At 60.4% G+C, this 24,347-nt stretch carries 26 protein-coding genes and 1 tRNA gene; 12 read left to right on the top strand and 15 right to left on the bottom strand.

Going from position 1 to position 24,347, the window contains the following annotated elements; all coding sequences use genetic code 11:
* Positions 1-115: 115 nt before the first annotated feature.
* A complete protein-coding gene (locus tag ACQY1K_RS01025) occupies positions 116-1,216 on the top strand; it encodes a TRAP transporter substrate-binding protein (RefSeq protein WP_113109343.1) in 1,101 nt (366 codons plus the stop codon).
* A gap of 93 nt (positions 1,217-1,309) precedes the next feature.
* Here ACQY1K_RS01025 and ACQY1K_RS01020 read toward each other — a convergent pair whose 3' ends face one another.
* Positions 1,310-1,477: a hypothetical protein gene (locus tag ACQY1K_RS01020; RefSeq protein ID WP_092663866.1), complete on the bottom strand. Its 168-nt coding sequence runs from the start codon at positions 1,475-1,477 to the stop codon at positions 1,310-1,312.
* 143 nt (positions 1,478-1,620) lie between these two features.
* Here ACQY1K_RS01020 and ACQY1K_RS01015 point away from each other — a divergent pair, with 143 nt between their 5' ends.
* Together ACQY1K_RS01015 and ACQY1K_RS01010 are read left to right on the top strand one after the other, a co-directional pair.
* Positions 1,621-2,238 (top strand): TetR/AcrR family transcriptional regulator, encoded by a 618-nt coding sequence (locus ACQY1K_RS01015; protein ID WP_430258062.1) that lies wholly within the window; start codon positions 1,621-1,623, stop codon positions 2,236-2,238.
* A gap of 48 nt (positions 2,239-2,286) precedes the next feature.
* Positions 2,287-3,528, top strand: coding sequence for an MFS transporter (locus ACQY1K_RS01010; RefSeq protein WP_430258061.1), 1,242 nt, complete (start codon positions 2,287-2,289; stop codon positions 3,526-3,528).
* 40 nt (positions 3,529-3,568) lie between these two features.
* On the opposite strand, the gene ACQY1K_RS01005 is transcribed toward ACQY1K_RS01010, so the two are convergent.
* Together ACQY1K_RS01005 and ACQY1K_RS01000 are read right to left on the bottom strand one after the other, a co-directional pair.
* Positions 3,569-4,090 carry an N-acetyltransferase family protein gene (locus tag ACQY1K_RS01005; protein WP_430258060.1) on the bottom strand — a complete coding sequence of 174 codons (522 nt, stop codon included), beginning with the start codon at positions 4,088-4,090 and terminating at the stop codon, positions 3,569-3,571.
* Positions 4,091-4,107: 17 nt separating this feature from the next.
* Positions 4,108-4,686, bottom strand: a complete 579-nt coding sequence (locus tag ACQY1K_RS01000) for a helix-turn-helix domain-containing protein (RefSeq protein ID WP_430258852.1) — start codon at positions 4,684-4,686, stop codon at positions 4,108-4,110.
* 172 nt (positions 4,687-4,858) lie between these two features.
* Between ACQY1K_RS01000 and ACQY1K_RS00995 the strand changes: the two genes are divergently transcribed.
* From ACQY1K_RS00995 to ACQY1K_RS00980, 4 genes are all read left to right on the top strand, one after another.
* Positions 4,859-6,106, top strand: coding sequence for an MFS transporter (locus ACQY1K_RS00995; protein WP_062454103.1), 1,248 nt, complete (start codon positions 4,859-4,861; stop codon positions 6,104-6,106).
* A 72-nt stretch (positions 6,107-6,178) separates the two neighbouring features.
* On the top strand, positions 6,179-8,002 hold the full coding sequence (gene lepA / locus ACQY1K_RS00990) for a translation elongation factor 4 (protein ID WP_062454104.1): 1,824 nt from the start codon (positions 6,179-6,181) through the stop codon (positions 8,000-8,002).
* Between the two features lie 220 nt (positions 8,003-8,222).
* Positions 8,223-10,901, top strand: coding sequence for a PAS domain-containing protein (locus ACQY1K_RS00985; RefSeq protein WP_430258059.1), 2,679 nt, complete (start codon positions 8,223-8,225; stop codon positions 10,899-10,901).
* Complete coding sequence (locus tag ACQY1K_RS00980) at positions 10,874-11,167, top strand: response regulator (protein WP_430258058.1); 294 nt, start codon at positions 10,874-10,876, stop codon at positions 11,165-11,167. Before ACQY1K_RS00985 ends, ACQY1K_RS00980 begins: the two co-directional genes overlap by 28 nt.
* Before the next feature lie 52 nt (positions 11,168-11,219).
* Here the strand turns inward: ACQY1K_RS00980 and ACQY1K_RS00975 are convergent, their stop codons facing one another.
* The 3 genes from ACQY1K_RS00975 to ACQY1K_RS00965 all read right to left on the bottom strand — a co-directional run bounded on the left by ACQY1K_RS00975 (position 11,220) and on the right by ACQY1K_RS00965 (position 12,238).
* Complete coding sequence (locus ACQY1K_RS00975) at positions 11,220-11,471, bottom strand: hypothetical protein (RefSeq protein ID WP_062454106.1); 252 nt, start codon at positions 11,469-11,471, stop codon at positions 11,220-11,222.
* Positions 11,472-11,629: 158 nt separating this feature from the next.
* Positions 11,630-11,923, bottom strand: a complete 294-nt coding sequence (locus tag ACQY1K_RS00970; protein WP_430258057.1) for a hypothetical protein — start codon at positions 11,921-11,923, stop codon at positions 11,630-11,632.
* 126 nt (positions 11,924-12,049) lie between these two features.
* The gene (locus ACQY1K_RS00965; RefSeq protein ID WP_062454108.1) at positions 12,050-12,238 is read right to left on the bottom strand and encodes a YegP family protein; all 189 of its coding nucleotides are present in this window, start codon (positions 12,236-12,238) and stop codon (positions 12,050-12,052) included.
* A 50-nt stretch (positions 12,239-12,288) separates the two neighbouring features.
* Here ACQY1K_RS00965 and ACQY1K_RS00960 point away from each other — a divergent pair, with 50 nt between their 5' ends.
* The 3 genes from ACQY1K_RS00960 (at position 12,289) to ACQY1K_RS00950 (ending at position 13,703) form a co-directional block, all read left to right on the top strand.
* Positions 12,289-13,197: an NAD(P)-dependent oxidoreductase gene (locus tag ACQY1K_RS00960; RefSeq protein WP_430258056.1), complete on the top strand. Its 909-nt coding sequence runs from the start codon at positions 12,289-12,291 to the stop codon at positions 13,195-13,197.
* Positions 13,198-13,213: 16 nt separating this feature from the next.
* Complete coding sequence (locus ACQY1K_RS00955) at positions 13,214-13,525, top strand: SelT/SelW/SelH family protein (RefSeq protein ID WP_430258055.1); 312 nt, start codon at positions 13,214-13,216, stop codon at positions 13,523-13,525.
* Positions 13,526-13,616: 91 nt separating this feature from the next.
* Positions 13,617-13,703, top strand: a tRNA-Leu gene (locus ACQY1K_RS00950).
* Positions 13,704-13,826: 123 nt separating this feature from the next.
* Here ACQY1K_RS00950 and ACQY1K_RS00945 read toward each other — a convergent pair.
* The 4 genes from ACQY1K_RS00945 to ACQY1K_RS00930 all read right to left on the bottom strand — a co-directional run bounded on the left by ACQY1K_RS00945 (position 13,827) and on the right by ACQY1K_RS00930 (position 17,017).
* Complete coding sequence (locus ACQY1K_RS00945) at positions 13,827-14,195, bottom strand: hypothetical protein (protein ID WP_062454111.1); 369 nt, start codon at positions 14,193-14,195, stop codon at positions 13,827-13,829.
* Between the two features lie 103 nt (positions 14,196-14,298).
* On the bottom strand, positions 14,299-15,147 hold the full coding sequence (locus tag ACQY1K_RS00940; protein ID WP_430258054.1) for an NlpC/P60 family protein: 849 nt from the start codon (positions 15,145-15,147) through the stop codon (positions 14,299-14,301).
* Positions 15,148-15,195: 48 nt separating this feature from the next.
* The gene (locus ACQY1K_RS00935) at positions 15,196-15,549 is read right to left on the bottom strand and encodes a MarR family transcriptional regulator (RefSeq protein ID WP_113166920.1); all 354 of its coding nucleotides are present in this window, start codon (positions 15,547-15,549) and stop codon (positions 15,196-15,198) included.
* A gap of 73 nt (positions 15,550-15,622) precedes the next feature.
* Positions 15,623-17,017, bottom strand: coding sequence for a leucyl aminopeptidase family protein (locus ACQY1K_RS00930; protein ID WP_430241287.1), 1,395 nt, complete (start codon positions 17,015-17,017; stop codon positions 15,623-15,625).
* Between the two features lie 155 nt (positions 17,018-17,172).
* Here ACQY1K_RS00930 and ACQY1K_RS00925 point away from each other — a divergent pair, with 155 nt between their 5' ends.
* Both ACQY1K_RS00925 and ACQY1K_RS00920 read left to right on the top strand, forming a co-directional pair.
* A complete protein-coding gene (locus tag ACQY1K_RS00925; RefSeq protein WP_430258053.1) occupies positions 17,173-18,024 on the top strand; it encodes a tetratricopeptide repeat protein in 852 nt (283 codons plus the stop codon).
* A 175-nt stretch (positions 18,025-18,199) separates the two neighbouring features.
* Entirely contained in the window at positions 18,200-18,739 is a 540-nt protein-coding gene (locus ACQY1K_RS00920) for a hypothetical protein (protein WP_156461795.1), read from the top strand.
* 5 nt (positions 18,740-18,744) lie between these two features.
* Here ACQY1K_RS00920 and ACQY1K_RS00915 read toward each other — a convergent pair whose 3' ends face one another.
* Genes ACQY1K_RS00915 through ACQY1K_RS00895 form a run of 5 tightly spaced genes read right to left on the bottom strand, consistent with a single transcriptional unit; the run spans position 18,745 to position 24,336 of the window.
* On the bottom strand, positions 18,745-19,683 hold the full coding sequence (locus ACQY1K_RS00915; protein ID WP_062580105.1) for a type II secretion system F family protein: 939 nt from the start codon (positions 19,681-19,683) through the stop codon (positions 18,745-18,747).
* Positions 19,684-19,731: 48 nt separating this feature from the next.
* Positions 19,732-20,745: a type II secretion system F family protein gene (locus tag ACQY1K_RS00910; RefSeq protein WP_062578693.1), complete on the bottom strand. Its 1,014-nt coding sequence runs from the start codon at positions 20,743-20,745 to the stop codon at positions 19,732-19,734.
* Between the two features lie 35 nt (positions 20,746-20,780).
* A complete protein-coding gene (locus tag ACQY1K_RS00905) occupies positions 20,781-22,277 on the bottom strand; it encodes a CpaF family protein (RefSeq protein WP_062578692.1) in 1,497 nt (498 codons plus the stop codon).
* A gap of 27 nt (positions 22,278-22,304) precedes the next feature.
* Positions 22,305-23,594 (bottom strand): AAA family ATPase, encoded by a 1,290-nt coding sequence (locus ACQY1K_RS00900; protein WP_209902840.1) that lies wholly within the window; start codon positions 23,592-23,594, stop codon positions 22,305-22,307.
* A gap of 25 nt (positions 23,595-23,619) precedes the next feature.
* Positions 23,620-24,336 carry a CpaD family pilus assembly protein gene (locus tag ACQY1K_RS00895; RefSeq protein WP_430258052.1) on the bottom strand — a complete coding sequence of 239 codons (717 nt, stop codon included), beginning with the start codon at positions 24,334-24,336 and terminating at the stop codon, positions 23,620-23,622.
* Between the last annotated feature and the right edge of the window lie 11 nt (positions 24,337-24,347).

The following is a 24,347-nucleotide window of genomic DNA, read 5'->3' as shown; positions in this document are numbered from 1 at the left end:
TTTTCCTTTTGCGGCAAGGCAAACACTGTCGATTCCTCTTGTCGGAGCCGGGAAAAGAGCTTTAAGACCAAGACGGCTTGAACGAGATTTTTCAGACATCTCAGGAGGATATTTCATGGATCGCAGACGTTTCCTGCACAATGCTACCACTGCCGGCATCGGCGCCGCGGCTGCCGCGTTGGCCACGCCGGCAATCGCCCAGGAGCGTCCGAAGATCACCTGGCGGCTGACCTCGTCCTTTCCAAAGAGCCTGAACATCATCTTCGATGCGGCGACCCAGATTGCCAACAGCGTCAAGAATTCAACGGACGGCAATTTCACCATCCAGACCTATGGCGCCGGTGAACTGGTGCCGGCTCTGCAGGCCGCCGATGCGGTTGCCAACGGCACGGTCGAGATGGCGCATACATGCTCCTATTATTACATCGGCCAGGATCCAGCCTTTGCGCTCGGTACCGCCATTCCGTTCGGCCTCAATGCCCGCATGACGAATGCCTGGTTCCTGAACGGCGGCAACGACCTGATCAACGAGTTTCTCGCGCCGCGTGGCCTTTACGCACTGCCGGCCGGCAATAGCGGCACGCAGATGGGCGGCTGGTTCCGCAAGGAGATCAACACGATCGACGACCTCAAAGGTCTGAAGATGCGCATTGCAGGCCTTGCCGGCCAGGTGATGCAGAAGGTCGGCGTGACGCCCCAGCAGATCGCCGGCGGCGATGTCTATGCGGCGCTCGAAAAGGGTACGATCGATGCGACCGAATTCGTCGGTCCGTATGACGATCAGAAGCTCGGCTTCGTCAAGGTCGCCAAATACTACTACTACCCGGCATGGTGGGAAGGCGGCCCGGCCATGCATGCCTTCTTCAACCTGGAAAAATTCAACAGCCTGCCGAAGAGCTACCAGCAGATCCTGACCGATGCCTGCGCGGCAGCCAACATGAGCATGCTTGCCAATTACGACGCCCATAACGCTGTCGCCCTGAAAAAACTGGTCGGCGAAGGCGCTATCCTGAAGGCCTTCAACCGCGACATTCTGGATGTCTGTTTCAAGGCTGCGATGGAAACCTATGCCGAGCTTTCTCAGAAGAGCCCAGCCTTCAAGAAGATCTATGATCACCAGCAGGCGTTCAAGAAGGATTCCTATCTCTGGGCGCAGGTGGCCGAATACAGCTACGACACGTTCATGATGATGCAGCAGCGCGCAGGGACGCTTTGAGCATCGAATAAAACGATGAAAGCCCCGCACGCGACGGGGCTTTCGAAACTTTTGAAAGCTTCGGCCTATCTTTTCAGACGGGCCTCAATGACCTTAGCTACCGGTATTCGGTCGATTGCTGCCGACATTGGTATTTGTCGAAGCGGTCTTGCCGTCGGCGCTCTGGCCGTAATAGGTACCACCGAGGTGGCCGCCGGAACTGGTGTTTTCCACCTGGCGTTCTGCGCGCTTTACAGCCTGTTCTACGTCACTCTTGCTCATAATGTCCTCCAGCTTTTGGGGTTGGTGACGGTGTTTCCAACTCAACTCTCAAAGATCTGTTCCCGAAAAACCGACATCTCGCTTGACGACAACATAATCCGATCCTATTTGGAAACGATCATTTCCTAATTAGGCAATCCGCTATGACGACCGAAACCCTCAACGATACAGCGCGAATGGCAGGCCGCCCGCGCGAGTTCGAAATCGAGGCGGCGCTGGACAAGGCGATCGTCGTGTTTTCCGAGCAGGGTTATCACGCGACGTCGATTGCGGACCTCAAGGACGCGATGGGGCTGACGGCCGGAAGCCTCTACAAGGCGTTCAAGGACAAGAAGGCGATCTTTCTCGCCTCCTTCGATCGCTACAAGCAGGTGCGCAACACAGCCCTTGCAGACGCGATAGCCGTTGGTGGCAATGGCCGCGAACGCATGCGTCTTGCGCTGCATCACTATGCAAACTCGGCGCATGGCGAACTTGGCCGACGCGGATGCCTCGTCGTCGGCGCTGCCGTCGAACTTGCGCTTTTCGATCTCGAAACGGATCGGCGCGTGAAACTATCGCAAGCACGAATTGAAGGTCTGTTCGAAAACCTGGTTCGGGAGGGCCAGGCGGACGGATCGATTTCGGATCGGAGCGATCCCGAGGTGACGGCGCAGTTCTTCTACGCCGTGATCCAGGGACTGCGGATCGCGGGAAAGGCCGGACAGGGCCAGGAACGCGCCATCGCCACCGTGGAAACCGCGCTCAGAATTCTCGACTGACAGCACGTCTGTTTTCTCCCTCCCCTTTTCTCCTCCCAAGAGCCAGCCATGACATCCCCAGTTTCTTCTCCCGCTCGTCGGGCTTCGCCGGACGCCGAAACGGCGGCCACATCGCCAAGCGCAGCGCCCACCCTCTCCCCGGTAATGGCCTTCACCATGGCCGCCGCGGCCGGTCTGATCGCCGCCAACCTTTATTATGCGCAGCCGCTTGCAGGCCCGATTGCCGCATCGATCGGCCTTTCCGAAAGCGCCACCGGCCTGATCGTGACGCTGACGCAGATCGGCTATGGTCTCGGCCTGCTGTTCATGGTGCCGCTCGGTGATCTCGTCGAGAACCGCCGGCTGATCATCCTGATGATTTCCGCCACGAGCGTTGCCCTGATCGCGGCCGGGCTTTCGACGACGCCGCTTCCCTTCCTCGCGGCATCGCTTGCGATCGGCATCACCTCCACTGCGGTGCAGATGATCGTGCCGTTTGCGGCAAACCTTGCACCGGAGGAGAGCCGCGGCCGGGTCGTTGGAAATGTCATGAGCGGGCTGATGATCGGCATCATGATGGCGCGACCCGTCGCGAGCTTCATTGCAGGATTATCGTCGTGGCATACCGTGTTCTTCCTGTCGGCTGCGGTGATGGTTGCCGTCGGTCTGGTGCTGTCCGTCCGCCTGCCGAGACGCATGCCGAAGACGACACTCCGCTATCCGGGCCTGATCGCGTCGATGGGACGGATCTATACGACGCAGCCGCTTTTGCGCCGACGGTCCTTCTACCAGTTCGCCCAGTTCTTCGCGTTCAGCCTGTTCTGGACGGTGACGCCGCTGCTGCTGGCAGGGCCCGCTTTCCAGCTGGGACAGGGCGCCATCGCCATCTTCGCGCTTGTCGGCGTCGCCGGTGCCGTTGCGTCTCCGATCGCCGGACGGTTGGCCGACCGCGGACTTGGCAGGCCGGCAACCGCCTTCGGCATCCTCGCCGTCGTTGCCGCCTTCCTGATCACCCATGTCGCGCCCGAAGGTTCGACCTTTGCGCTGGTGATGCTGGGTCTGGCCGCCATCGCTCTCGATTTCGGCGTGTCGATGACGCTGGTGATCGGCCAGCGATCGATCTACGGCCTTGATGCAGAGCTGCGCAGCCGTTTGAACGGCCTGTTCATGGCCACCTTCTTTGTCGGTGGAGCACTGGGTTCGGCGATCGGTGCCTGGGCCTATGCGCAAGGCGGCTGGCTCGCCGCATCGGCGATCGGCCTCGCCCTGCCGGCCGCAGCCTTTGCCTATTTCCTCACGGAAAAACGATGACGAGATATGGCCCGCGTGTTTTGCGGGCCACTCATGGCGCTTACCCGATCCGCTTGTAAAACAGCGTCGTGCCGCAGAGGCCACCCTGCGGCCACAGGGCGTAGTCGGGAATGACGCCGACGCGTTCCCAGCCGAAGCGGGGATAGATGCGTTCCGCATCGCTGCCGGTTGCGGTGTCCAGCACCAGAAGCGTGCGTCCCTGCCGTGCGGCTTCCGTTTCGACGGCCTCCATCAGCATGCGCGACAGGCCGAGGCCGCGGGCATTGTGATGGACGAGGAGTTTCATCAGGTCTCCCCGATGCGGCTGGTTCGGTTTCGACGCAAGACCGATCTGGACGGTGCCGACCGCTCGGCCGTCGACCTCTGCGACAGCCAGAATGATGGCGCCCTTTTCCACCTCGTCGGCGATGCTGTTCCAGTATGCGGTCGCATCGTGAGGTTGGAAAGGCAGCATGAAGCCCAGCGATGCGCCGCCATTGATGCAATCGGACAGGATGTCACTGAGATCGGGGATCGCAGCGCGGGTGGCGGCGGCGTCGAGTATACGGATGGTCGGGGTCATGCATTGCTCCTGTGGCGTCAGCGGCCGCGGTTGAGGATCACCGCATAGCGGGCGGGGCGATCACTCGGATTGTGGAATTCGAAGGCGTCGCCGATATCCATGAACAGGCAGTCGCCGGGCATGAGACGGTGGGTCACGTCCGGAAGCACCATGTTCAGTTCCCCCTCGAACAGCCAGACATGCTGGGTCATCACCCGGCTTTCCTCGCGCGGCGGGAAACTGACACGTGCACCGGCCGGAAACTCCACCTCGACGATATCGATCGGTGTCGGCATGCCCGGCGGCGAGACGGAGCGGCGCAGATATCCGGTGGTCGGATCGCGCCACAGCCTTTGCTCGGTCTTCTTCGACAGAGGTGATGATGACGGCTCGTCTGGCGCAAAGAAGGTGGAGAGGCTTTGCCCCAATCCCTCGCAGAGCCTTGCCAGCAGCGCGGCTGTCGGGCTCGCCTCTGCCCGTTCGATGCGCGAAATCATCGCCCGGCTGACACCGGAGCGCACCGACAGTTCGTCCAGCGTCAGCCCTGCAGAAGCCCGTAGCGCCTTCAGCCTTTCGCCAATCGCCAGTTCGATTTCGCTGTCTGAACTTTCCATTATGAGAGATATAAATTCTCTCTTGGTGGAATCAAGCGAATTGCGAAGGCTGGATGAATTTTACAGGTGATGGCGTTTCCGCGATAGCGAATGTCCCATTCGATACGCTATGGATCGTCGACCAAGGCAGCCGCGACGGAAGCGCCGAGGGTCCACTAAAATCAGGGATTTCGCAATGAACGGACAAGCGGCTGTCTCGCCCTTTTCAATCGCCAGCATCGTCGTCTCGATGACGATCGCCGCGATCGGAAGCGGCATCATGTTCGCCTATGTGCCGTTCATGCTGACAAGGTCGGAAACGCCCTGGGCGGCAGGCGCTGCGGTGACGGCCGTCGCATTCGGTGGGCTCATCGGCTGCGTGCTCGGCGGACCGCTGATCAAGCGGGTTGGACATGCGCGGCTGTTTGCCTGCTCGATGGCGATGGTCATCATCGCAGCCGTGCTGATCGCCGCTGACCTTCCCGCCTATATCTGGATTTTTGCGCGCGGCATTTACGGCGCCGCCGCCAACGTCAACTTCATCATCGCCCAGAGCTGGCTCAACCACGCCGCCTCCAACGAATGGCGCGGCAAGGCGATGTCGTTCTTCTACATGGCCTATGTTCTGGGCCTCGGCTGCGGCAACTGGATCTTCGGCCAGATCCCGACCGACGGCAATCTTGCGCCGTTGGCGGTGGTTTTCTTTACCGCGCTTGCGATCCTGCCAATCGGGCTGACCCGCCTGCCGAACCCGCCGGCCCCGGCGCGCGTCAATGTCGATATCAAGATGGCCTGGAAGATCTCGCCGGTCGGTCTCGTCGGCGTGCTCGCCTCGGGTGGTCTTTCGATGGTGGTGCAGGGTTTTCTGCCGATCTATGCCTCCACCAACAACGTGTCGCAGACCGATGTCGCGATGCTGATGTTCGTGATGCAGACGGGACTGCTGTTCGTGCAATATCCGCTCGGCATCCTGTCGGACCGGATGGACCGACGCTTTGTGCTATTGATCACCTGCGTGCTGATCGTGTTTGCCGGCTTCGGAGCGTTTTTCTCCTCCTTCTCGCATCTCTATATTCTGATGATCGTCTTCCTGATTTTCGGAGGATCGGTGGAGACCGTGTATTCGGTGGCCAACGCTCATGCCAACGACCGCGCCGACCCCGGCGATTTCGTGCCGCTGTCCTCGACGCTTCTCGTTGCATGGTCGACGGCTGCGACGATCGTGCCGCTGATGGTGACGATGCTGACGCCTGTTCTCGGCGGAAAAACCTTCATCGTTGCGGCGATGGCGGTGGCTGTCGTCTATGGCCTGTTCGTGCTGCAGCGGCTGAAAGAACGCGGTCCGGCACCCGAGGCAGAGCGGGAGAGCCACGAAGTGCGCAGCGCCCAGCTTCCCAATGCAGCGGCGCTGACCGAACCCGGCGCCGTAAATCCCGGAAATTAACGCCTTTCATCCTCAACGAAAGGTTATCTTCCCTCTTTGCGGCAGACACGGGCGCTGCTATATGCGCGAGCCATGAGCACCAATTCCCGCACGCCGCTTGACCATATCCGCAATTTCTCGATCGTGGCCCATATCGACCACGGCAAATCGACGCTCGCCGACCGTCTGATCCAGACGACCGGCGGCCTTGCCGAACGCGACATGTCCGAGCAGGTTCTCGATTCGATGGATATCGAGCGCGAGCGCGGCATCACCATCAAGGCACAGACCGTGCGCCTGCACTACAAGGCGAATAACGGCGAGACCTACGTTCTCAACCTGATCGACACGCCCGGCCATGTCGACTTCGCCTACGAAGTGTCGCGCTCGCTGTCGGCCTGCGAAGGATCGCTGCTGGTCGTCGATGCCAGCCAAGGCGTCGAGGCACAGACGCTTGCCAACGTCTATCAGGCGATCGACAACAATCACGAGATCGTCACGGTCCTCAACAAGATCGACCTGCCAGCCGCCGAACCGGACCGCATCCGCGACCAGATCGAGGAAGTGATCGGCATCGACGCCAGCCAGGCTGTGCTGATCTCGGCAAAGACCGGCCTCGGCATTCCCGACGTTCTGGAAGCCATCGTCCACCAGCTGCCCCCGCCGAAGAGCGAGATGGGCGACAAGGGTCCGCTGAAGGCGCTGCTGGTCGACAGCTGGTACGACACCTATCTCGGCGTCATGGTTCTCGTTCGCATCCTTGATGGCGTGCTGACCAAGGGCCAGACCATCCGCATGATGGGCACCGATGCCAAGTATCAGGTGGAACGCGTCGGCGTTCTGACGCCGAAGATGCTGGCCGTCGATAGTCTCGGCCCGGGCGAGATCGGTTTCTTCACCGGCTCGATCAAGGAAGTGGCCGATACGCGCGTCGGCGATACCATTACCGAAGACAAGAAGCCGACCGCCAAGGCACTTCCGGGCTTCAAGCCTGCGCAGCCGGTCGTGTTCTGCGGCCTGTTCCCGGTCGATGCGGCCGATTTCGAAGACCTGCGTGCCGCGATGGGCAAGCTGCGCCTCAACGACGCTTCGTTCTCGTTCGAGATGGAATCGTCTGCGGCTCTGGGCTTCGGTTTCCGTTGCGGCTTCCTCGGACTGCTGCATCTCGAAATCATCCAGGAGCGTCTGGAACGCGAGTTCAACCTCGATCTGATCGCAACCGCGCCTTCGGTGGTCTATCAGCTGACCATGACCGACGGTTCCGAGCGCGAGCTGCACAACCCGGCCGACATGCCTGATGTCGTCAAGATCTCGGAAATCCGCGAACCTTGGATCAAGGCGACGATCCTGACCCCGGACGACTATCTCGGCGGCATCCTGAAGCTTTGTCAGGACCGCCGCGGCATCCAGACCGAGCTTACCTATGTGGGCAAGCGCGCGATGCTGACCTATGAACTGCCGCTCAACGAAGTGGTGTTCGATTTCTACGACCGTTTGAAGTCGATCTCCAAGGGCTATGCCTCGTTCGACTACCACCTGCACGGCTATCAGGAGGGCAACCTCGTGAAGATGTCGATCATGGTGAATGGCGAGCCTGTCGACGCGCTGTCGATGCTGGTGCACCGGACTGCTGCCGAAAAGCGAGGCCGCGACATGTGCGAGAAGCTGAAGGATCTGATCCCCAGGCACATGTTCAAGATCCCGATCCAGGCAGCCATCGGCGGCAACGTGATTGCCCGCGAGACGATTTCTGCGATGCGCAAGGACGTGACGGCGAAGTGCTACGGCGGCGACGCCACCCGCAAGCGCAAGCTGCTCGACAAGCAGAAGGAAGGCAAGAAGCGCATGCGGCAGTTCGGCAAAGTCGACATTCCGCAGGAAGCATTCATTGCAGCGCTGAAGATGAAAGACGATTGATTTGCACAGGGGCTGGTTCGAAAGAACCGGCCCTTTTTACTCGCCGAATGCTCGGTCAGCCGGATCATTTCGGGACAGGAATCAAAAGATCTGGGCCGGACCGCGATAAACGAACATATCGCGCCGTCCAAAGTTTGATAATCTGCAAAAATTGCTTTGAAAACCGCCGATTGACGGCATATTACCGGCGCCTATTCCATCACACGCATTTGGTGACGTCATGAACTATCAGGTCGTATCCGCGCATTGGCCTATTGGCGGAGGCGAGACCGGCGAGCTCATACGCCAGTTCGACTGGACGAAGACGTCTCTCGGGCTGATCAAAGACTGGCCTTCGCATCTGCGGATCAAGGTCAACTCGATGGTCAATTCGCCGATCCCGCAGGTTTTGATGTGGGGCGACGACCATGTGATGATCTACAATGACGGCTACAAGGAGATTGCCGGGGATTATCATCCACGCGCGCTCGGTGACAAGGTTTCCGCTGTCTGGCCGGAAATCTGGGAATGGAACAAGACAATCCTTGAAGCCGGCTTTCGGGGAGAGGTCCAGTCCTTCCGCGACCAGGTCATGGTGCTGAACCGTCATGGATCGCCTGAGGATGTCGTCTTCGATCTGTTCTACACGCCGATCTACGACGAAACCGGCAAGGTAGACGGTGTCCTGTGCACGGTGCTCGAAAACACCGAGAAGGTGCACGCGCTGAACGCCTTGGCTCAGAGCCAGGAAGAGCTCAGCCGCCTTACCAACGCGCTCCCCATCCTCGTCGGGTTCCTCGACCGCGACCATGTCTATCGCTTCGCCAATGACGGTTATCAGGAGTGGTTCGGACTTGCCGCCAGCGACGTGATTGGCAAGCACGCCGCGGAGGTGATCGGCAACGCCTATTACGCCGCCCGCATACCATTGCTTCAAAAAGCGCTCTCCGGCGAACGGGTGATCACGGACACGGTGATCAAACGTCCTGACGGAGAAGAACGGACAGCCGAAATCCGCTACGTTCCGCGCTTCACCTCCAAGGGTGAGATCGACGGCATCTATGTGCTGATCATCGATATCGAGGACCGCAAACAATCCGAGAACGCACTTCGTCGCAGCAATGAACGGTTCCGGGCCGCGGTCGCGGCCATCCATGGCGTGCTGTGGACCAACACCGCCGACGGCCGGATGCTGGGCGAACAGACGGCCTGGGCCACGCTGACCGGCCAGCGTTTCGAGGAATACCAGGACTACGGCTGGGCAGATGCCGTGCATCCCGACGATCGGGAAGGTTCGGTCGCCAGCTGGCAGGCAGCCGTCGCGTCCAAATCCACCTATGTCTGGGAACATCGCGTCCGCCGCCATGACGGCCTCTATCGTACCTTTGCCATCCGCGGCGTGCCGATCATCGGTTCCTCGGGCGACATCGAGGAATGGGTCGGTGTCCATACCGATATCACCGAGCAGCGGGAAGCCGAATCGAACCTGCAGGACCATGCCAGCAACCTGGAACGGCAGGTCCGCCACCGCCTGCGGGCAGAGGAACAGCTAAGACAGCTGAACGAAAGCCTGGAAGCGCGCGTCGAATCGGAGATCGCGGAGAGGCGCCAGGCCGAACGGGCATTGCAGCAGGCGCAGAAGATGGAATCGATCGGTCAGCTGACCGGGGGCGTTGCGCATGACTTCAACAACCTGTTGCAGGTCGTTGCCGGCAATCTTCAGCTCCTGGCCAAGGACATTGTCGGCAATGCACAGGCGGAACGGCGTGTCGGCAATGCGCTTGCCGGCGTCAGCCGCGGTGCAAAGCTTGCCAGCCAGTTGCTGGCTTTCGGCCGCCGGCAGGCGCTGGAGCCACGCGTCATCAACATCAGCCGCTTTATTGCCGGAATGGACGATCTGCTGCGCCGGTCGCTCGGTGAGGCGGTTGAGGTCGAGGTAATTGCCAGCGGCGGGCTCTGGAACACCTATGCCGACCCGACACAGGTCGAAAACGCGCTTCTGAACCTCGCAATCAACGCACGTGATGCGATGGAGGGGTCCGGCAAATTGACGATTGAGGTGGGCAACGCCTTTCTCGACCAGGATTACGCTCGCACCCATGTGGAAGTCACGCCCGGTCAATACGTGATGCTGGCCGTGACGGACACGGGCGCCGGCATGGCGCCAGATATTCTCGATAAAGTGTTCGAGCCGTTCTTTTCCACCAAGCCAGAGGGCAAGGGAACCGGATTGGGACTGTCCATGGTCTACGGCTTCGTCAAGCAGTCCGGCGGGCATGTGAAGATTTACAGCGAGGTGAACGAGGGCACGACCGTGAAGGTCTACCTGCCGCGGTCCGTCGCCGATGAGGACCGCGAAGTGGTCGTCCAGGCCGGCCCGGTCGTCGGCGGCTCGGAAACCGTGCTGGTCGTGGAAGACGACGAGGCGGTGCGCAACACTGTTTTCGAGACGCTGACCGATCTCGGCTACCGCGTCCTGACGGCAAAGGATGCACAGGCCGGCCTTAACGTGGTCGAGAGCGGCATTCCAATCGACGTCATCTTTACCGACGTCGTGATGCCGGGCCCTCTGAAGAGCCGCGAAATGGCGCGTCGCGCAAAGGAGCGCCTGCCGCATCTCGCGGTGCTATTCACCTCCGGCTACACTGAAAATTCCATCGTCCACGGCGGCATTCTGGATGCCGGTGTCGAGCTCTTGTCCAAACCCTATACCCGCGAGGCTTTGGCGCGCCGTATTCGCCATGTCATCGCCAACCAGAAGCAGGTGGACCAGGCGACCGCGCCCAGGGCGGAAACAGTCAAGCCCGTTGCCGAAGTTGCCGCCGCGACGCCGAAAACGCTGACGATCCTGCTGGTCGAAGACGACTTTCTGATCCGGGAAACACGGCCGAGATGCTTGCCGAACTCGGCCATCAGGTAATCGAGGCTGGGACAGGAAAAGAAGCGCTGGTCGAGCTCGAAAGCAATTCGATCGATGTCCTGATCACCGATATCGGCCTGCCGGATACAGTCGGGGGTGATCTGGCGGTGCGTGCCGTGGCGGAAAAGCCCGACCTGACCGTCGTGTTCGCAACGGGAGAGAGCCACAAGCCGGGCAACGCGCCACCCGGCTCCCGCCTTCTGCAGAAGCCTTATAACGAGATGGACCTTGCGGCGGTTCTGGCAGGCGTCAACGCGGGTTCGTAGTACGGATCCCCGCATGGCCGGGGCCTGTTGCCTGCATCACGCCCCGGCGCCTTCAATGTTTCGCCGGGAGGAAGGGATGCGGAAGGTCCGCCGGTGTGATCCAGACGCAGCCGTCGAATGCCACTTCCCCATGGTCCAGTTTGCGGCTGGCGATCGTCTCCATCAGGGAGAGCTTTGATCGCACGCTGCCGATTCCGTCATCGTTGAGGACCCGGACCGCCTGGCAGGTGGGGCCATCCCGCATCACGATTAACGTATGATGGCTGTTCTCGACGATTTTGTTTTCGATGGTAACGAGCTTCATGCTCTCTCCTTCGACTGACGGATGGGGTTGAGGCGTCATCGAAGGGTCGGCAAATTTGGTTAACAAAGGGTTAACGACGCGGGGGGGGCGTCCCCCGCAAACGAAAAACCGCCCGTCCTTGCGGACGAGCGGTTCGATCGATGGTCTTTCCCTGCCTGTTACGGCTGGGTCGTACCGCCCGTTGCCGGTGCAGCAGGAGCCGGTGCGGCCGGAGCAGGTGCTGCTGGCGTTGCCGGAGCAGGTGGTGCCGGTTCCGTGACAGCAGGCGGCGTTGCGGTCGAGGATGTCGTGGCAGGATCGGTGGTCGAGCCACCCATCTGCGACCAGACAAACGCGCCGACGACGATAACTGCCAGAATGGCTACCCAGCCCATCCAGGAAGAGCTTTTGCGCGTCTCCGGGGTGGTGCGAAGGTCAGGGCGGGTGTTATTCGAGTTTGGATCGTAAGCCATGTTTGTTTCCTCCGTTTCAGTAGAGACAATGCGACCACAGGGAATTTGTTCCAAAGATCTGCGGATCGGACATTGTGTCTGCGCTAAAACCTTACGTTGGAATGCGGCAGACGAACGTTCAAACCGTCAAACGGTGGCGGTTGTACCGTCTTCGGTTGTGGCACCAGGCGCATTCTTCTTGATCGATTCGATCGCGTTGATTGCCGACGCCTTCTGCTTGTATCCTTCAGAGATAAACATCGTTTCGCCGTTCGACGCTTTGAAGCGGAAACGGAACTCGCCAGTCTTGTCCTTGTAGACCTGAAACTTGTACAATTTAGCCTCCCTCAGCTGACCCTAAACAAGAAGATGCCACTGGATAAGGGATGGAACAAGAGGGATATGCGCCTGCCATGAAGGAAACGGATTTGAACAAAGAACGTGTCGGTATCGTCGGTCTCGGACGGATGGGAAGCGCCATGGCAGCCCGCCTTGCACAACAGGGCTTCGCTGTCACCGGCTGGAGCCGAAGCGACGCTTTTGGTGCGCGGCAGAGGGCTCTCGGCATTGATGCCGTTGAAGACCTTTCCTCCCTAGCAGAGCGTTCCGACGTCATCATTCTTGCCCTGATCGACGATCAGGCAGTGCATGATGTGCTTAACACACTCGCGGCCACGGCCCTTACGGGCAAGCTGATCGTCGATACCAGCACGGTCAGCCCTATGACTCTGCGGAGCCACCAGGAGGCCATCGGTCGATCGGGCGCCGCCCTCCTCGACGCGCCGATCGCCGGCGGCCCGGAGATGCTGCTTCAGGGAAAGGTCGGGCTTTATATCGGCGGCTCGCCTGAAGACCACGAGCGCTTCCGGCCCGTTGCGGAAACGCTTTCCGACCGTGCGCTGCATGTGGGGAAACTCGGAGATGGCGCATCGGCCAAGCTCGTCAACAACATGATGCTGATGGGACTGTGGCAGAATCTCAAGGAGGCACTGCTGCTAGGCAAGAGCGCCGGCCTCTCTTCAGCGAAGATCCTAGAAATCCTTGCGGGAAGCCCGGCTGCGAGCCCGGCGATGAAGAGCAGGCTTCCTGTCATTTCAGGTGAGACGGACACGGTCGGGTTTCCTGTGTCGGGTGCGGTGAAGGATGCGCGGCTGGTGCGCGATTTTGCAGAGGAGCTCGGGATCTCCATCCCTGCGATCTCGGCGTCGCTTGCAAGCTTCGAGGCGGCGCTCGCCGCAGGCTATGGCGCCGCAGACCTTGCGACCATGGTCAAACTGGTTGCCGACGCGGATTAAACAGGAGTTCAGTTGCATGCCCGACAAACCGCATATCACCATTTTATACTGCACCCAGTGCAACTGGCTGCTACGGGCGGGCTGGCTGGCGCAGGAACTGCTGCAGACATTCGGTGATTCGCTGGGCGAGGTCGGGCTTATCCCAGGCACCGGCGGAGCATTCGAAATCCGCATCGACGGCGCGTTGATCTGGGAGCGCAAACGCGATGGCGGTTTTCCTGGTCCCAAGGAATTGAAGCAGCGGGTTCGCGATATCCTCGACCCCGACCGGGACCTTGGCCATATCGACCGACACCAAGCCAAAACCGAAGTCGACACCGCAGGTTAGGACGGTTTTCGAAAGTTTTTCGGGGCCTGACATGAAAACTTCAAAAACCCTGTTGACTTGACCCGGTGTCCCTCGTACATCGCTCTCCGTCGCCCAGATGGCGGAATTGGTAGACGCGCCAGCTTCAGGTGCTGGTACCCGAAAGGGTGTGGAGGTTCGAGTCCTCTTCTGGGCACCATTCCCATTTAGAAATATGCAGTTAGCTCGTGTGTGAGATCCTCACACGCGGCTTTTCTGCTGTTGAAATTTTCGGATCTCAAGTAGTTCCTGCGGGTGGAATGAACGCGTAAACACCTCCGCTCTACTTCGGAAGATGCCGCGGGTTGATGCCTGGGACCCAGTGCGTATTCGGCATCTGCGTGCCCGTATAGCGAATGCCGTTGTTCGTTTCGCAGTGATACAGCCGCCGCGGCACGTCGTCCCAGAAGCGGGCGCCCGGCCCTGACCTCAATTCCGAGACGTAGCCGATATCACTGGTGCACGAATAGGAATCAGGATCCGACTTGACGAGGCTTTCCGTCGGTTTCACGCCGGGCAGGTTCTTGAAGAAGGTCTGGGGCGACTGGGTGAACACGTCGCCTTCCGCAGCCATCGTGTCATCAGGAACAAGGGCCGTTACGACAACCCCCATCAGCATCGCGGCTGGTAAAATCCATGCACCCTTCAGCATTTTTCTGTCCCTGTCGGCACTCTATCGCCTTCACGAAATAAGAGGTGCATCGCCACGGTGCCAGCGGATGCGATCCCACATTTGCGTGATCGTTGCGCCCGGATCATGGAAAGCGGCGGTAATCGGTCGGCTGTCCGTAGAGCCAGCCTATCCGCTCCACAGCGGCTTTGAAATTTTCGCGCGCCACAGTCATCGTGTGGCCGTTGGCGTGGAGCAGGGTTTCCGGGTCTTCCATGATTCCGACATGGCTCTTCCAGAAGACGAGATCGCCGCGGCGGAGATCCTCGGCATCGATCCTCTCACCAAAGGCTGCCTGCATGTCGCTGTCACGCGGTACCGATTTGCCGATCATCGCCATCGACAGCTGGACGAGGCCGGAGCAGTCGATGCCGAAGCCTGTTCGGCCGCCCCAGAGATAGGGCGTTTCCAGGAACCGGAGAGCGACCGCGACATAGTCGTCGCCGGCAACTTCCGAGATCGGCAGGCAGTGGTCGGCAATTACGGCGCCGCCGCCGGCCAGCGTGAAATAGTGGGTGCCGCGGGTTTCGCTTTTGCCGACGATCGTCACGCGGCTGCCCATCGACAGTGCGCGAAGCGGCGGCTTGCGCAATTCCGGGCCCGGATAGACGAAGGTGCGCTGCGTCACGATACGGTGCGTCGCTTGCTCGACGACATCGAGCATCACGTCCGGCAGGTAGCCGACATAGCCATCCTGATCGGCCTGGACCCAGACGAAGCCGTCCTTGCGGTCGAAGACACGCACGGTTTCGCCGAACAGAAGTTGCGTATCGATCCCGCTTTCCAGATCCGGTGAAGGTCGAAGCGGGGCAACGGGGACGGCGATTTGCGCCGCAACGCCCTGCACGAAGCGAGCGGAATCGACGCGACCTTCGAGCGCCGCATCGGCAAGGTCGGCACGGAAGGCATGGAGGCGTCTGTCGAGATCGGTCATCTTTGTGTGTTCCAGGGTCAGATCGGAGTTATCAGCAGGTTCGTTGCACTATGCGGCAGCCGTGGGGCGGCTTTCACGGATGATGAGGTCGCCGAGATTTTCGAGGTAGAGGGCGCCGGCAACGGTCCGCTTTATCACGACATTGCGGCGATCGCGCTCGTCCCTCACCCGATCGACCAGACCGAGCGCACCCATCGTATCGAGTGCGCGGGTGATCACCGGCTTGGTGACGTCGAGGGTGGCGGCCAAGCCACGTACCGTGTGGGGCGGCGGCACGAGATAGATATGCAAGAGGATCGACAACTGGCGCAGGGTAAGATCCCGCTCGTCGCGCTTCACCTGTTCCAGCGAAACGCGATGCCAGAGGCCGAGTGCCTGCGTTGCGGTTAAGTCTGCGGCCATCCCGCCTCCAAGATTGCGTGTCGCGTCCATCTTAGGTGCGAGATCTTACCGCTTCGTTTGATGCCCCGCGATCTTACCTCGCCGCCATATCCTTGATGACCTTGTAGAGCGCCCGGATCGCGAATGCTTCGCCGCCGACGGAGGCATGCGGCTTGTCCGCTGCAACCCAGGCATAGATATCGAAATGCACCCAGCTCTTTGCGGCCGTGACGAAGCGTTTGAGAAACAGCGCCGCGGTAATCGCACCGGCCATGCCACCGGAAGGCGCGTTCGTGATGTCGGCGGCGCGAGACCGGATGTCCTTGTCGTAGCCCATCCACAAAGGCAGTCGCCACATCGGATCCGCCTGCGAGCCTGCTGCTGCCGTAAGTTTGGCTGAGAGCGCCTCGTCGTCGGTGAAATAGGGGGCGAGTTCTGTGCCGAGCGCGACGCGTGCGGCACCCGTCAGCGTCGCCATGTCGATCAGCAGGTCCGGCGGGGTCTCGTCCGCATAGGCGAGCGCGTCGGCCAGCACGAGCCGGCCTTCCGCATCGGTATTGTCGATCTGGACGGTGATGCCCTTGCGGCTCTTGTAGATGTCGCCGGGACGGAAGGCGTTGGATGAGATCGAGTTTTCAACCGCGGGCACCAGAACCTGAAGATCGATCGCCAGGCCTGCATCCATGATCATCAACGCAAGACCCATGACATTGGCGGCACCGCCCATGTCCTTCTTCATCAGCGCCATGTTGGCGGCGCCCTTGATGTCGAGACCGCCGGTATCGAAGCACACGCCCTTGCCGACCAGCGTGACCCGCGGATCGCCCTTTTTGCCCCAGCGCATCTCGAGGAGACGCGGCTGCGAGGCGCTGGCGCGACCGACCGTGTGGATGAGCGGGAAGTTCTGTGTCAGCAGGTCATCACCGACGATCGTGGTGACGGTTGCGCCGTACTGCGCGCCGAGCGCCCGGAAGGCTGCGTCCAGTTCGTCCGGCCCCATCTCGTTGGTCGGGATGTTGACGAGATCGCGGGCGAGGAACACACCGGCAAGCTGGCGCTCGAGATCTGCCGCATCCGCAGAAGCTCCAATGGCGAGGCGGACATCCTTCGACTTTTCAGTCTTGTAACGGCTGAAGCAATAGCTGCCGAGACCAAATCCGAGCGCGAACTGCTCGGGCGATACGCCCTCGCCTTCCAGATGCCAATCACCTGGCGGAAGCAGCTTTGACAGCTTTCCCGCGACGAACGGTTGCTCCGACGGGTTCTTGCCCAGTCCGAACAGCGCGCCGGCAACGCCGCCGTCCTTGCCCGGCAGCAAGGTGAATGCGCCGGCTTCGGCCTTGAAGCCTGCAGCCCTCGCCCAGTCGGTGACCGCCGCGTCGAGACGACCGTTCTCCAGATCCGCGGGCGTGACGGCATGGACGGGCCGGGTCGCAACACCCATAGAGCTGAACAGTGCTGGACGGACGGTATGCTGGTATGGGGTCATGGCAGCCTTCGCAAGGATCTGGAAACGTTCATTTTAACGGATCGTTAGGGTTAACAGTTTATTCCTTTCTTTCAAATGTGTTCGCAAAGCGCCGACGACAATCGGGTGCTAGACCGGACGACGATTGAACGACGCCCCCAACGAGATCGCCATCGATGACTGCATCTGTCGCCACCCCGTCTCGCTCGTCCCGGCTGTTCGCGCTCGCGCCGCTTGCGCAGGCAACCGCGATCGTTCTTCTGGCACTGTCTGTGACGGGGTGTACCACGAGCAAGCGCGATACGCTGACGACGGGCTCGATTCCCCAGAGGATCTCCGCTGCGCCGCTGGATGGCATGAACGCAAGCGAACTCGCTGAAGCGGAACGCTCCATCGGCGCTGCTTATGTCAAGAACCCGAGCAACAAGGATATCGGCCTGCGCTATGCCAACGTTCTCGGCATGACCGGCAAGAACACCCAGGCACTCGCCGTAATGCAGCAGGTCGCGATTGCGCATCCTGCAGACCGCGATGTCCTTTCCGCATATGGCAAGGCACAGGCAGGTGCCGGCCAGCTCGAACAGGCACTGACAACGATCAACCGCGCGCAGACGCCTGACCATCCCGACTGGCGCCTCTATTCGGCGGAAGGTGCCGTTCTCGATCAGCTCGGCCGCTCGCAGGAAGCTCGCGCGAAATATCGCCAGGCCCTGAACACACGGCCGAACGAGCCGACGGTCATGTCCAACCTCGGCATGTCCTACGTTCTCTCCGGCGATCTGAAGACTGCCGAAAGCTACATGAAGAACGCCTCGCAGCAGCCGGGTGCCGACAGCCGCGTTCGCCAGAACCTGGCGCTCGTCGTCGGTCTGCAGGGTCGCTTCGCAGAGGCTGAAGGCATTGCCCAACGCGAACTCTCCCAGCAGCAGGCCGATGCCAACGTGACCTACCTGCGCTCCATGCTCTCCCAGCAGAACTCCTGGCGCAAACTCGCCGACAGCGACAAGGGCACGACGACGGTCAATTGAGCCGCGAAACCCAAAATAACGCTACAAATCCAATCTGGTATTGCGTGTTCAGAAACGTTTGCAGCCCGAGATGGAAGTCCAATTTAAGATTGTGTCCCGAATTCTTCTCTCGTATTGAAATTCTGTAAGGCGAGCCCGTAAGCTCACAGATTACGACGGAAGATGGGAGGTATTCTTGAACAATGGCGAGCCTGGACCAATCCACGGATCCACGACACTTACACAAACTGATAACCTGAACATGCTGAGGCACACCATCGTTCGCCACAGTGCGATATTTGCTGTCTGTATGTCCTTGCCCGTGCTTGGAATTGGACTGTATTACTACTCAGTCAGCGGCATCGCGCCTATTTCCGAATTCCCGTTGGAAGCAATCCGGCTATCTGTACAGAATGCGTGGAAACCCCTTCTCGTGGGCTTGATCGGTTACCCTGTATTATTAACGGTTTGCTGCACCGTGAAATGGGCGTTCTTGCCGAAAGCGAACAAGGCCATCGCCTACGCCATTGATGAAAACGGCATGACTGCCAGTGATGCTGCCGGTGCCATGCTCTATATTCCATGGTCGATGGTCAAACGTGCAACAAGGACGCGAGCCCATCTGGTCATGAGGCTCAAGTCTGGCGGGTTGCGGTTTGCATCGTGGAAAGCCTTCAACTCCGAAGATGCCGAAAGACTCTGGCAGCTTGCTCGTGCAAAAACATTGATCAGGTAATTTTCTCAGAACCGGTCTGAGACCTGGATGCCGGCCGGGCCGAGGATGACGGCGATGAGGACGGGCAGGAAGAACAGGATCATCGGGACCGTCAGCTTTGGCGGAAGTGCCGCGGCCTTCTTTTCTGCGTCATTCATGCGCTCGTCACGGCCTTCCTGAGCCAGAACGCGCAAAGCCTGCGCGATGGGCGTACCATAGCGTTCGGCTTGGATCAGCGCCTGCGCCACGGCCTTCACAATATCAAGCTGAGTGCGGATGCCGAGGTTTTCGAGAGCCGTGCGCCGATCCTGAAGGAAGGACAGCTCCGCCGTGGTCAACACCAGTTCTTCCGCCAATTCAGGCGATTGGGTGCCGATCTCCTCGGCCGCCCGACGCATGGAGGCTTCGATCGAGATCCCTGACTCGACGCAGATCAGCATCAGGTCGAGCGAATCGGGCCAGGCTCTCTTGATCGAATGCTGCCGCTTTTTCATACGGTTGGAAATATAGATGTTGGGAGCGTAGAAGCCCAGATAGCCGAACCCGATGGCCGCCAGCATGCGGATGGCAATCGGTTTGGATTCCAGATTGCCAAGCACGAAGATCCACACCGCGGCTGCTGCGAGGAAGCAGAACGGCAGGATGAAACGCGCCGCCAGGAACAAGTTGAGGGCGTTCTGGGTGCGCAGACCTGCGGCGCGCAGCTTGTTGACCGTATTGGCGTCCACGAGCGCTTCGCGCAGATTGAACCGGTCGACGATGTGACTGGCCGAACGGTTGTTCTGGGTGCGCAGCGATGCTTTCGACAGATCGTTCATTCTTGCGCGCTCGCGGGCGCGGATTGCGTCGCGCTCGGTCGAAACCGCTTTCATGCGCTTGTCGAGCGTTCCCTTTTCCATGAAGGGGATCGCCAGCGTGTAGCAGGTCGCAAACACTGCGACGGCGACCAGAAGCGCAAACAACATGGCCGGATCGGTTAAAGTGGCGGCGAGATCCTTCACGTGCGGTTCTCCTCAGATCTCGAAGTTGATCATGTTGCGCATCACGAAAATTCCGATGCCCATCCAGACTGCGGAGAAGAGCATGATGATATGGCCGCGTGGGTCTGTAAAAAGGATCGATATGTAGTCCGGCGAGGTCAGATAGACGAGCGTCGACACGACGAAGGGCAATGAGCCGATGATCCACGCGGAAGCCTTGGCTTCCATCGACAGCGCCTTCACCTTGGCCTTCATCTTCTTGCGCTCGCGCAGGACGCGCGAAAGATTGCCGATCGCTTCGGAAAGATTGCCGCCAGCCTGGCTCTGGATGGCGATGACGATGGCGAAAAAGTTGACTTCCGAAAGCGGCATCGTCTGCAGCATGCGTGCGCAGGCTTCGGGGATGCTGAGGCCGATCTGCTGGGAGTCCACCACGCGCCGGAACTCGGTCTTGACCGGCTCCTGACCATCCGACGCGATCAGCCGGATGGCATCATTGAGCGGCAGTCCCGACTTGATCGAGCGAACCATGACATCCAGCGAATTGGCGAACTCGTCCAGGAACTTGGCCTGACGGCGTTTGATCAGGAAACCGACGACCCAGCGCGGAAACCCAAGGCTCGCCGCAAACGCGGCACCGGTGGCGCCAAGCAGCGGCAAGCCGGCGATCAACGTCACCAGAAAGACGAAAAGTCCGAACAAGGCGCTGTAGACGTAGAAGCGTGGGACGGTGAGAGACAGACCGGTCTGCGGCAGCCGCGCCTTCAGGCTGCGGTCGCCCATCTTCTTGTTTTTTTCCTGCTGCTGCTTTTCGAGGTCCTTGAGACTGTCCTGGACCGACTTGCGGCGCTTGGAAAGCTCCTGGACCCGATCCCGCGATGCCTTCATGCGGGTCAGGTCGGTTTCCGCACTCTTGACCCGGCTCAACCGCGCATCGGTCTTTTTCTCGACCTCGATGCGGGAAAACAGCAGCGCATAGCAGACCGCACCGGCGGCTACGGCCGCCAGAGCGATGATCAACACAACGGTCATATCCAGTCCGAACATCCGTCGCTCCCCCGAGACCTATCTCTGATCCGCTCTCAAGATTTTACCATTTCCATCGCGTCGAGAGCTGCCGCCAGACGGCGCTCCTCGCCGAAGTAGCGTGCGCGATCCCAGAAATGCGGCTTGGCAATACCGGTCGATGCGTGGCGGCCGATCAGGCGACCATTGGCATCCTCGCCTTCGATTTCGTAGCGCATCAGGTCCTGGGTGACGATCACGTCGCCTTCCATGCCGATCACCTCGGTAATCTGGGTGATGCGGCGGGAACCGTCGCGCAGACGTGCCGCCTGGATGATGATGTCGACCGATCCGGTGATGATCTCGCGAACGGTCTTAGCCGGCAGGGTGAAGCCGCCCATGGCGATCATCGATTCCATACGGCTCAGGCATTCGCGCGGTGTGTTGGAGTGGATCGTGCCCATCGATCCGTCGTGGCCCGTGTTCATCGCCTGCAGAAGGTCGAACACTTCGGGTCCGCGCACTTCGCCGACGATGATGCGTTCCGGGCGCATACGCAGGCAGTTCTTGACGAGGTCGCGCATGGTGATCTCGCCCTCACCTTCGATGTTCGGCGGCCGGGTTTCGAGACGCACGACATGCGGCTGCTGCAATTGCAGTTCGGCCGTATCCTCGCAGGTGATGACGCGCTCGTCCTTGTCGATATAGCTCGTCAGGCAGTTCAAAAGCGTGGTCTTGCCAGAGCCGGTACCGCCGGAAATGACGACATTGCAGCGGACGCGGCCGATGATCTGCAGAACAGTTGCGCCTTCAGGCGTGATCGCTCCGAACTTGACCAGCTGATCGAGCGTCAGCTTGTCCTTCTTGAACTTGCGGATGGTGAGAGCAGGCCCGTCGAGCGCCAGTGGCGGCGCGATGACGTTGACGCGCGAACCGTCCGGCAGACGGGCGTCGCAGATCGGCGAGCTTTCGTCGACGCGGCGGCCGACCTGGCTGACGATGCGCTGGCAGATCGACAGGAGCTGCGCGTTGTCGCGGAAGCGGATCTCCGACTCGATCGTCTTGCCGCCGACTTCGATAAAGGTCTGGCCAGCGCCGTTGACCATGATATCGGCGATGTCGTCGCGGGCCAGAAGCGGCTCCAGCGGACCATAGCCCAGCACGTCGTTGCAGATGTCCTCGAGCAGTTCCTCCTGCTCGGAAATCGACATCGCGAAATTCTTGATCGTGATGATGTCGTTGACGATGTCGCGGATTTCCTCGCGCGCGCTCTCGGCATCGAGCTTGGCAAGTTGCGACAGATCGATCGTATCGATAAGTGCTGAAAAGACCTGGCTCTTGGTATCGTAATACTGTTCGGTGCGGGCCTGGCGACGACGGCCGGCGGCCGGTGGCGCAAGCGGTGGCGGTGCGACGGCTTGGCGTACTCCGCCTGTATCGCGCACGGGCTCGGCCAGAATCTCCGGTGCTGTGGATTTCATGGCCGATTGCGGCGTCATGGCAGGCGGCGCAGAGACGGGCGGCATCAAGCCGACGCTCTTCCCAGAACCTTCGTTTCCGCGCTTTCCAAACATGATTTGATCCAGTCCCTAAACGTCTGACTATTTGCGGCCGAGAATCTGCATGACCTTGCCGAGACCGCCCTTTTTCGCCTTCTTCATGGCCACCCGACCGGTGACGATGTGAGCGATCTGCGAGAAGGTTTCGGCCATCGGAGATTTTGCGTCGATCTCCGAGATCATCCGACCGCTGTTTGCGGCATTGCCGAACAACTGCGCATCGAAAGGCAGGATGGCGATCGGTTCGATTTCAAGCGGCTCGACGAAATCGGCAGGCGCAATCTCCGGGCGCTTCGGCATGCCGACCTGGTTGAGGATGAGATGCGGAGCGCGGTCGTTGGGACGCAGCTTCTTCAGCGCATCGATCATGTTCTTGGTGTTGCGCAGGTTGGCAAGGTCGGGAGCGGCGCAGATGACCACCTCGTCCACCGACGCGAGAACCGAACGGGTCCATTCCGACCAGCCATGCGGGATATCGAGAACAGCCACGGGCGCCGAGCGCTGCAGGACCTCGATGATCGGCTGGAAAGCCATGCTGTCGAAATCATAGGCCCGGTCGAGCAGCGAGGGGGCGGCCAGAAGCGAGAGGTGTTCGGAGCATTTGGTCAGCAGGCGATCGAGAAAAACTTCGTCGAGGCGCTCGGGTGCAAACACCGCTTCGGCAATACCCTGGGCCGGATCCTGATCGAAATCGATATTGGCGGTCCCGAACGGCAGGTCGAGATCGGCAAGAATGGTTTCGGTGGAGAACAGGCTGGAAATGCCGAATGCGCAGTTATGCGCAATGGTCGATGCACCGACGCCACCCTTGGCGCCGACAAAGGCGATCGAACGGCCCAGAGGTTCGGCTTCCGGATCGACGAAAATGGCCGAAATCGATGCCAGCATGTCCGCCATCTCGACAGGACCGACAAGATATTCCGATATGCCGTTGCGGATCAGTTCGCGATAAAGCGGTATATCGTTATAGCGCCCGATGACGATCACACGGGTCGTCGGGTCGCAGACTTCCGCAAGCGGTGTCAGCTCGTGCAGCAGGTTTCTTGGCTCCGCATCGGTCTCGAGAATGACCAGATTCGGGGTTGGTGACGACGCAAACATGTTGGCGGCTGCAGCAACGCTGCCGCTTGTGACACGCAAATTGACTTTTGCCATGCGCCGGTCGCGGCCCATGCGGTCCATCATCCGCTGCATGGTGTCGCTTTCGCAAAAGGCGTGGATGGAAATGCGTGGAAGAGGCCGCAGGGCCTCCATGTCGCCGTTCCGCTCCGGCTCGGCGCCCGAGATCTCCTCCTGGCCGGAACCGCGAATTTCGTAGTTGATCGCGCTCATGGTTCTCTCCGGTTCAAGGCCGCCGTCAGTTGCCGTTGATGTTGATCGTCGTGCCGCTGCCACTGTCGCTGCTTGTCGTCTCGCCGCGGTAACTGCGGATCACACCGGCGCGCTGCGTGGCATCGATCGGCGTCATTCCGCGTGGAGCAATCAGGTCCGACGGGCTGGCGATCTGGGCGGCCAGATTGTTTTGCGAGGCGCAACCGAAATTGTACCAGTTGCTGTTGTTGTAGGTATCGTTCGACAGGTCTGCCGGCCATTTGCCGCACTGGCCGGTCATCGCCTTTGTCGTGACGAAGGAAAGCCGGATCGGGGCCGCATCGCCGGTCGGCGAGGCTCCATAGCTCGTCATCAGGATGCGCTGTGGCTTGATGCCGTTGGCGATCAGGGTGCGGCGAACGTCGCCGGCCAGATGCGATGCGGCACCGGCATTGTATGAGCCCTGCGGCACCTGGACCTGGATGACGCCGGCAGGCGAGGATACGAACCGCTGTGCGAAACCCTTCACCGTGTCGCGCAGTCCGATCGTCAGGCGAACGTCGCCCGATCCAATCGGAATATCCAGCGACGATTCACCCTCCGCCAGAACGATCGGATGACGGGTGCGGTAGTCGTCTGGAACCGAGCCGGTCGTCATGTTGTTGCCGCAGGAGGACAAAAGCGCGGCAAGTGCCGCAATGCCAAGGCCAGACCGGATTTGGCGACGCTTTGCAGCGGAGGCCGATGTCGATGTGATGGTCATGATCGATCCCC

This window comes from Neorhizobium sp. IRS_2294 (assembly GCF_050500145.1).
GTDB classification, from domain to species: domain Bacteria; phylum Pseudomonadota; class Alphaproteobacteria; order Rhizobiales; family Rhizobiaceae; genus Neorhizobium; species Neorhizobium soli.
The sequence above is the reverse complement of the archived record's forward strand: the minus strand, read 5'-3'. Positions and strand labels throughout refer to the sequence as shown.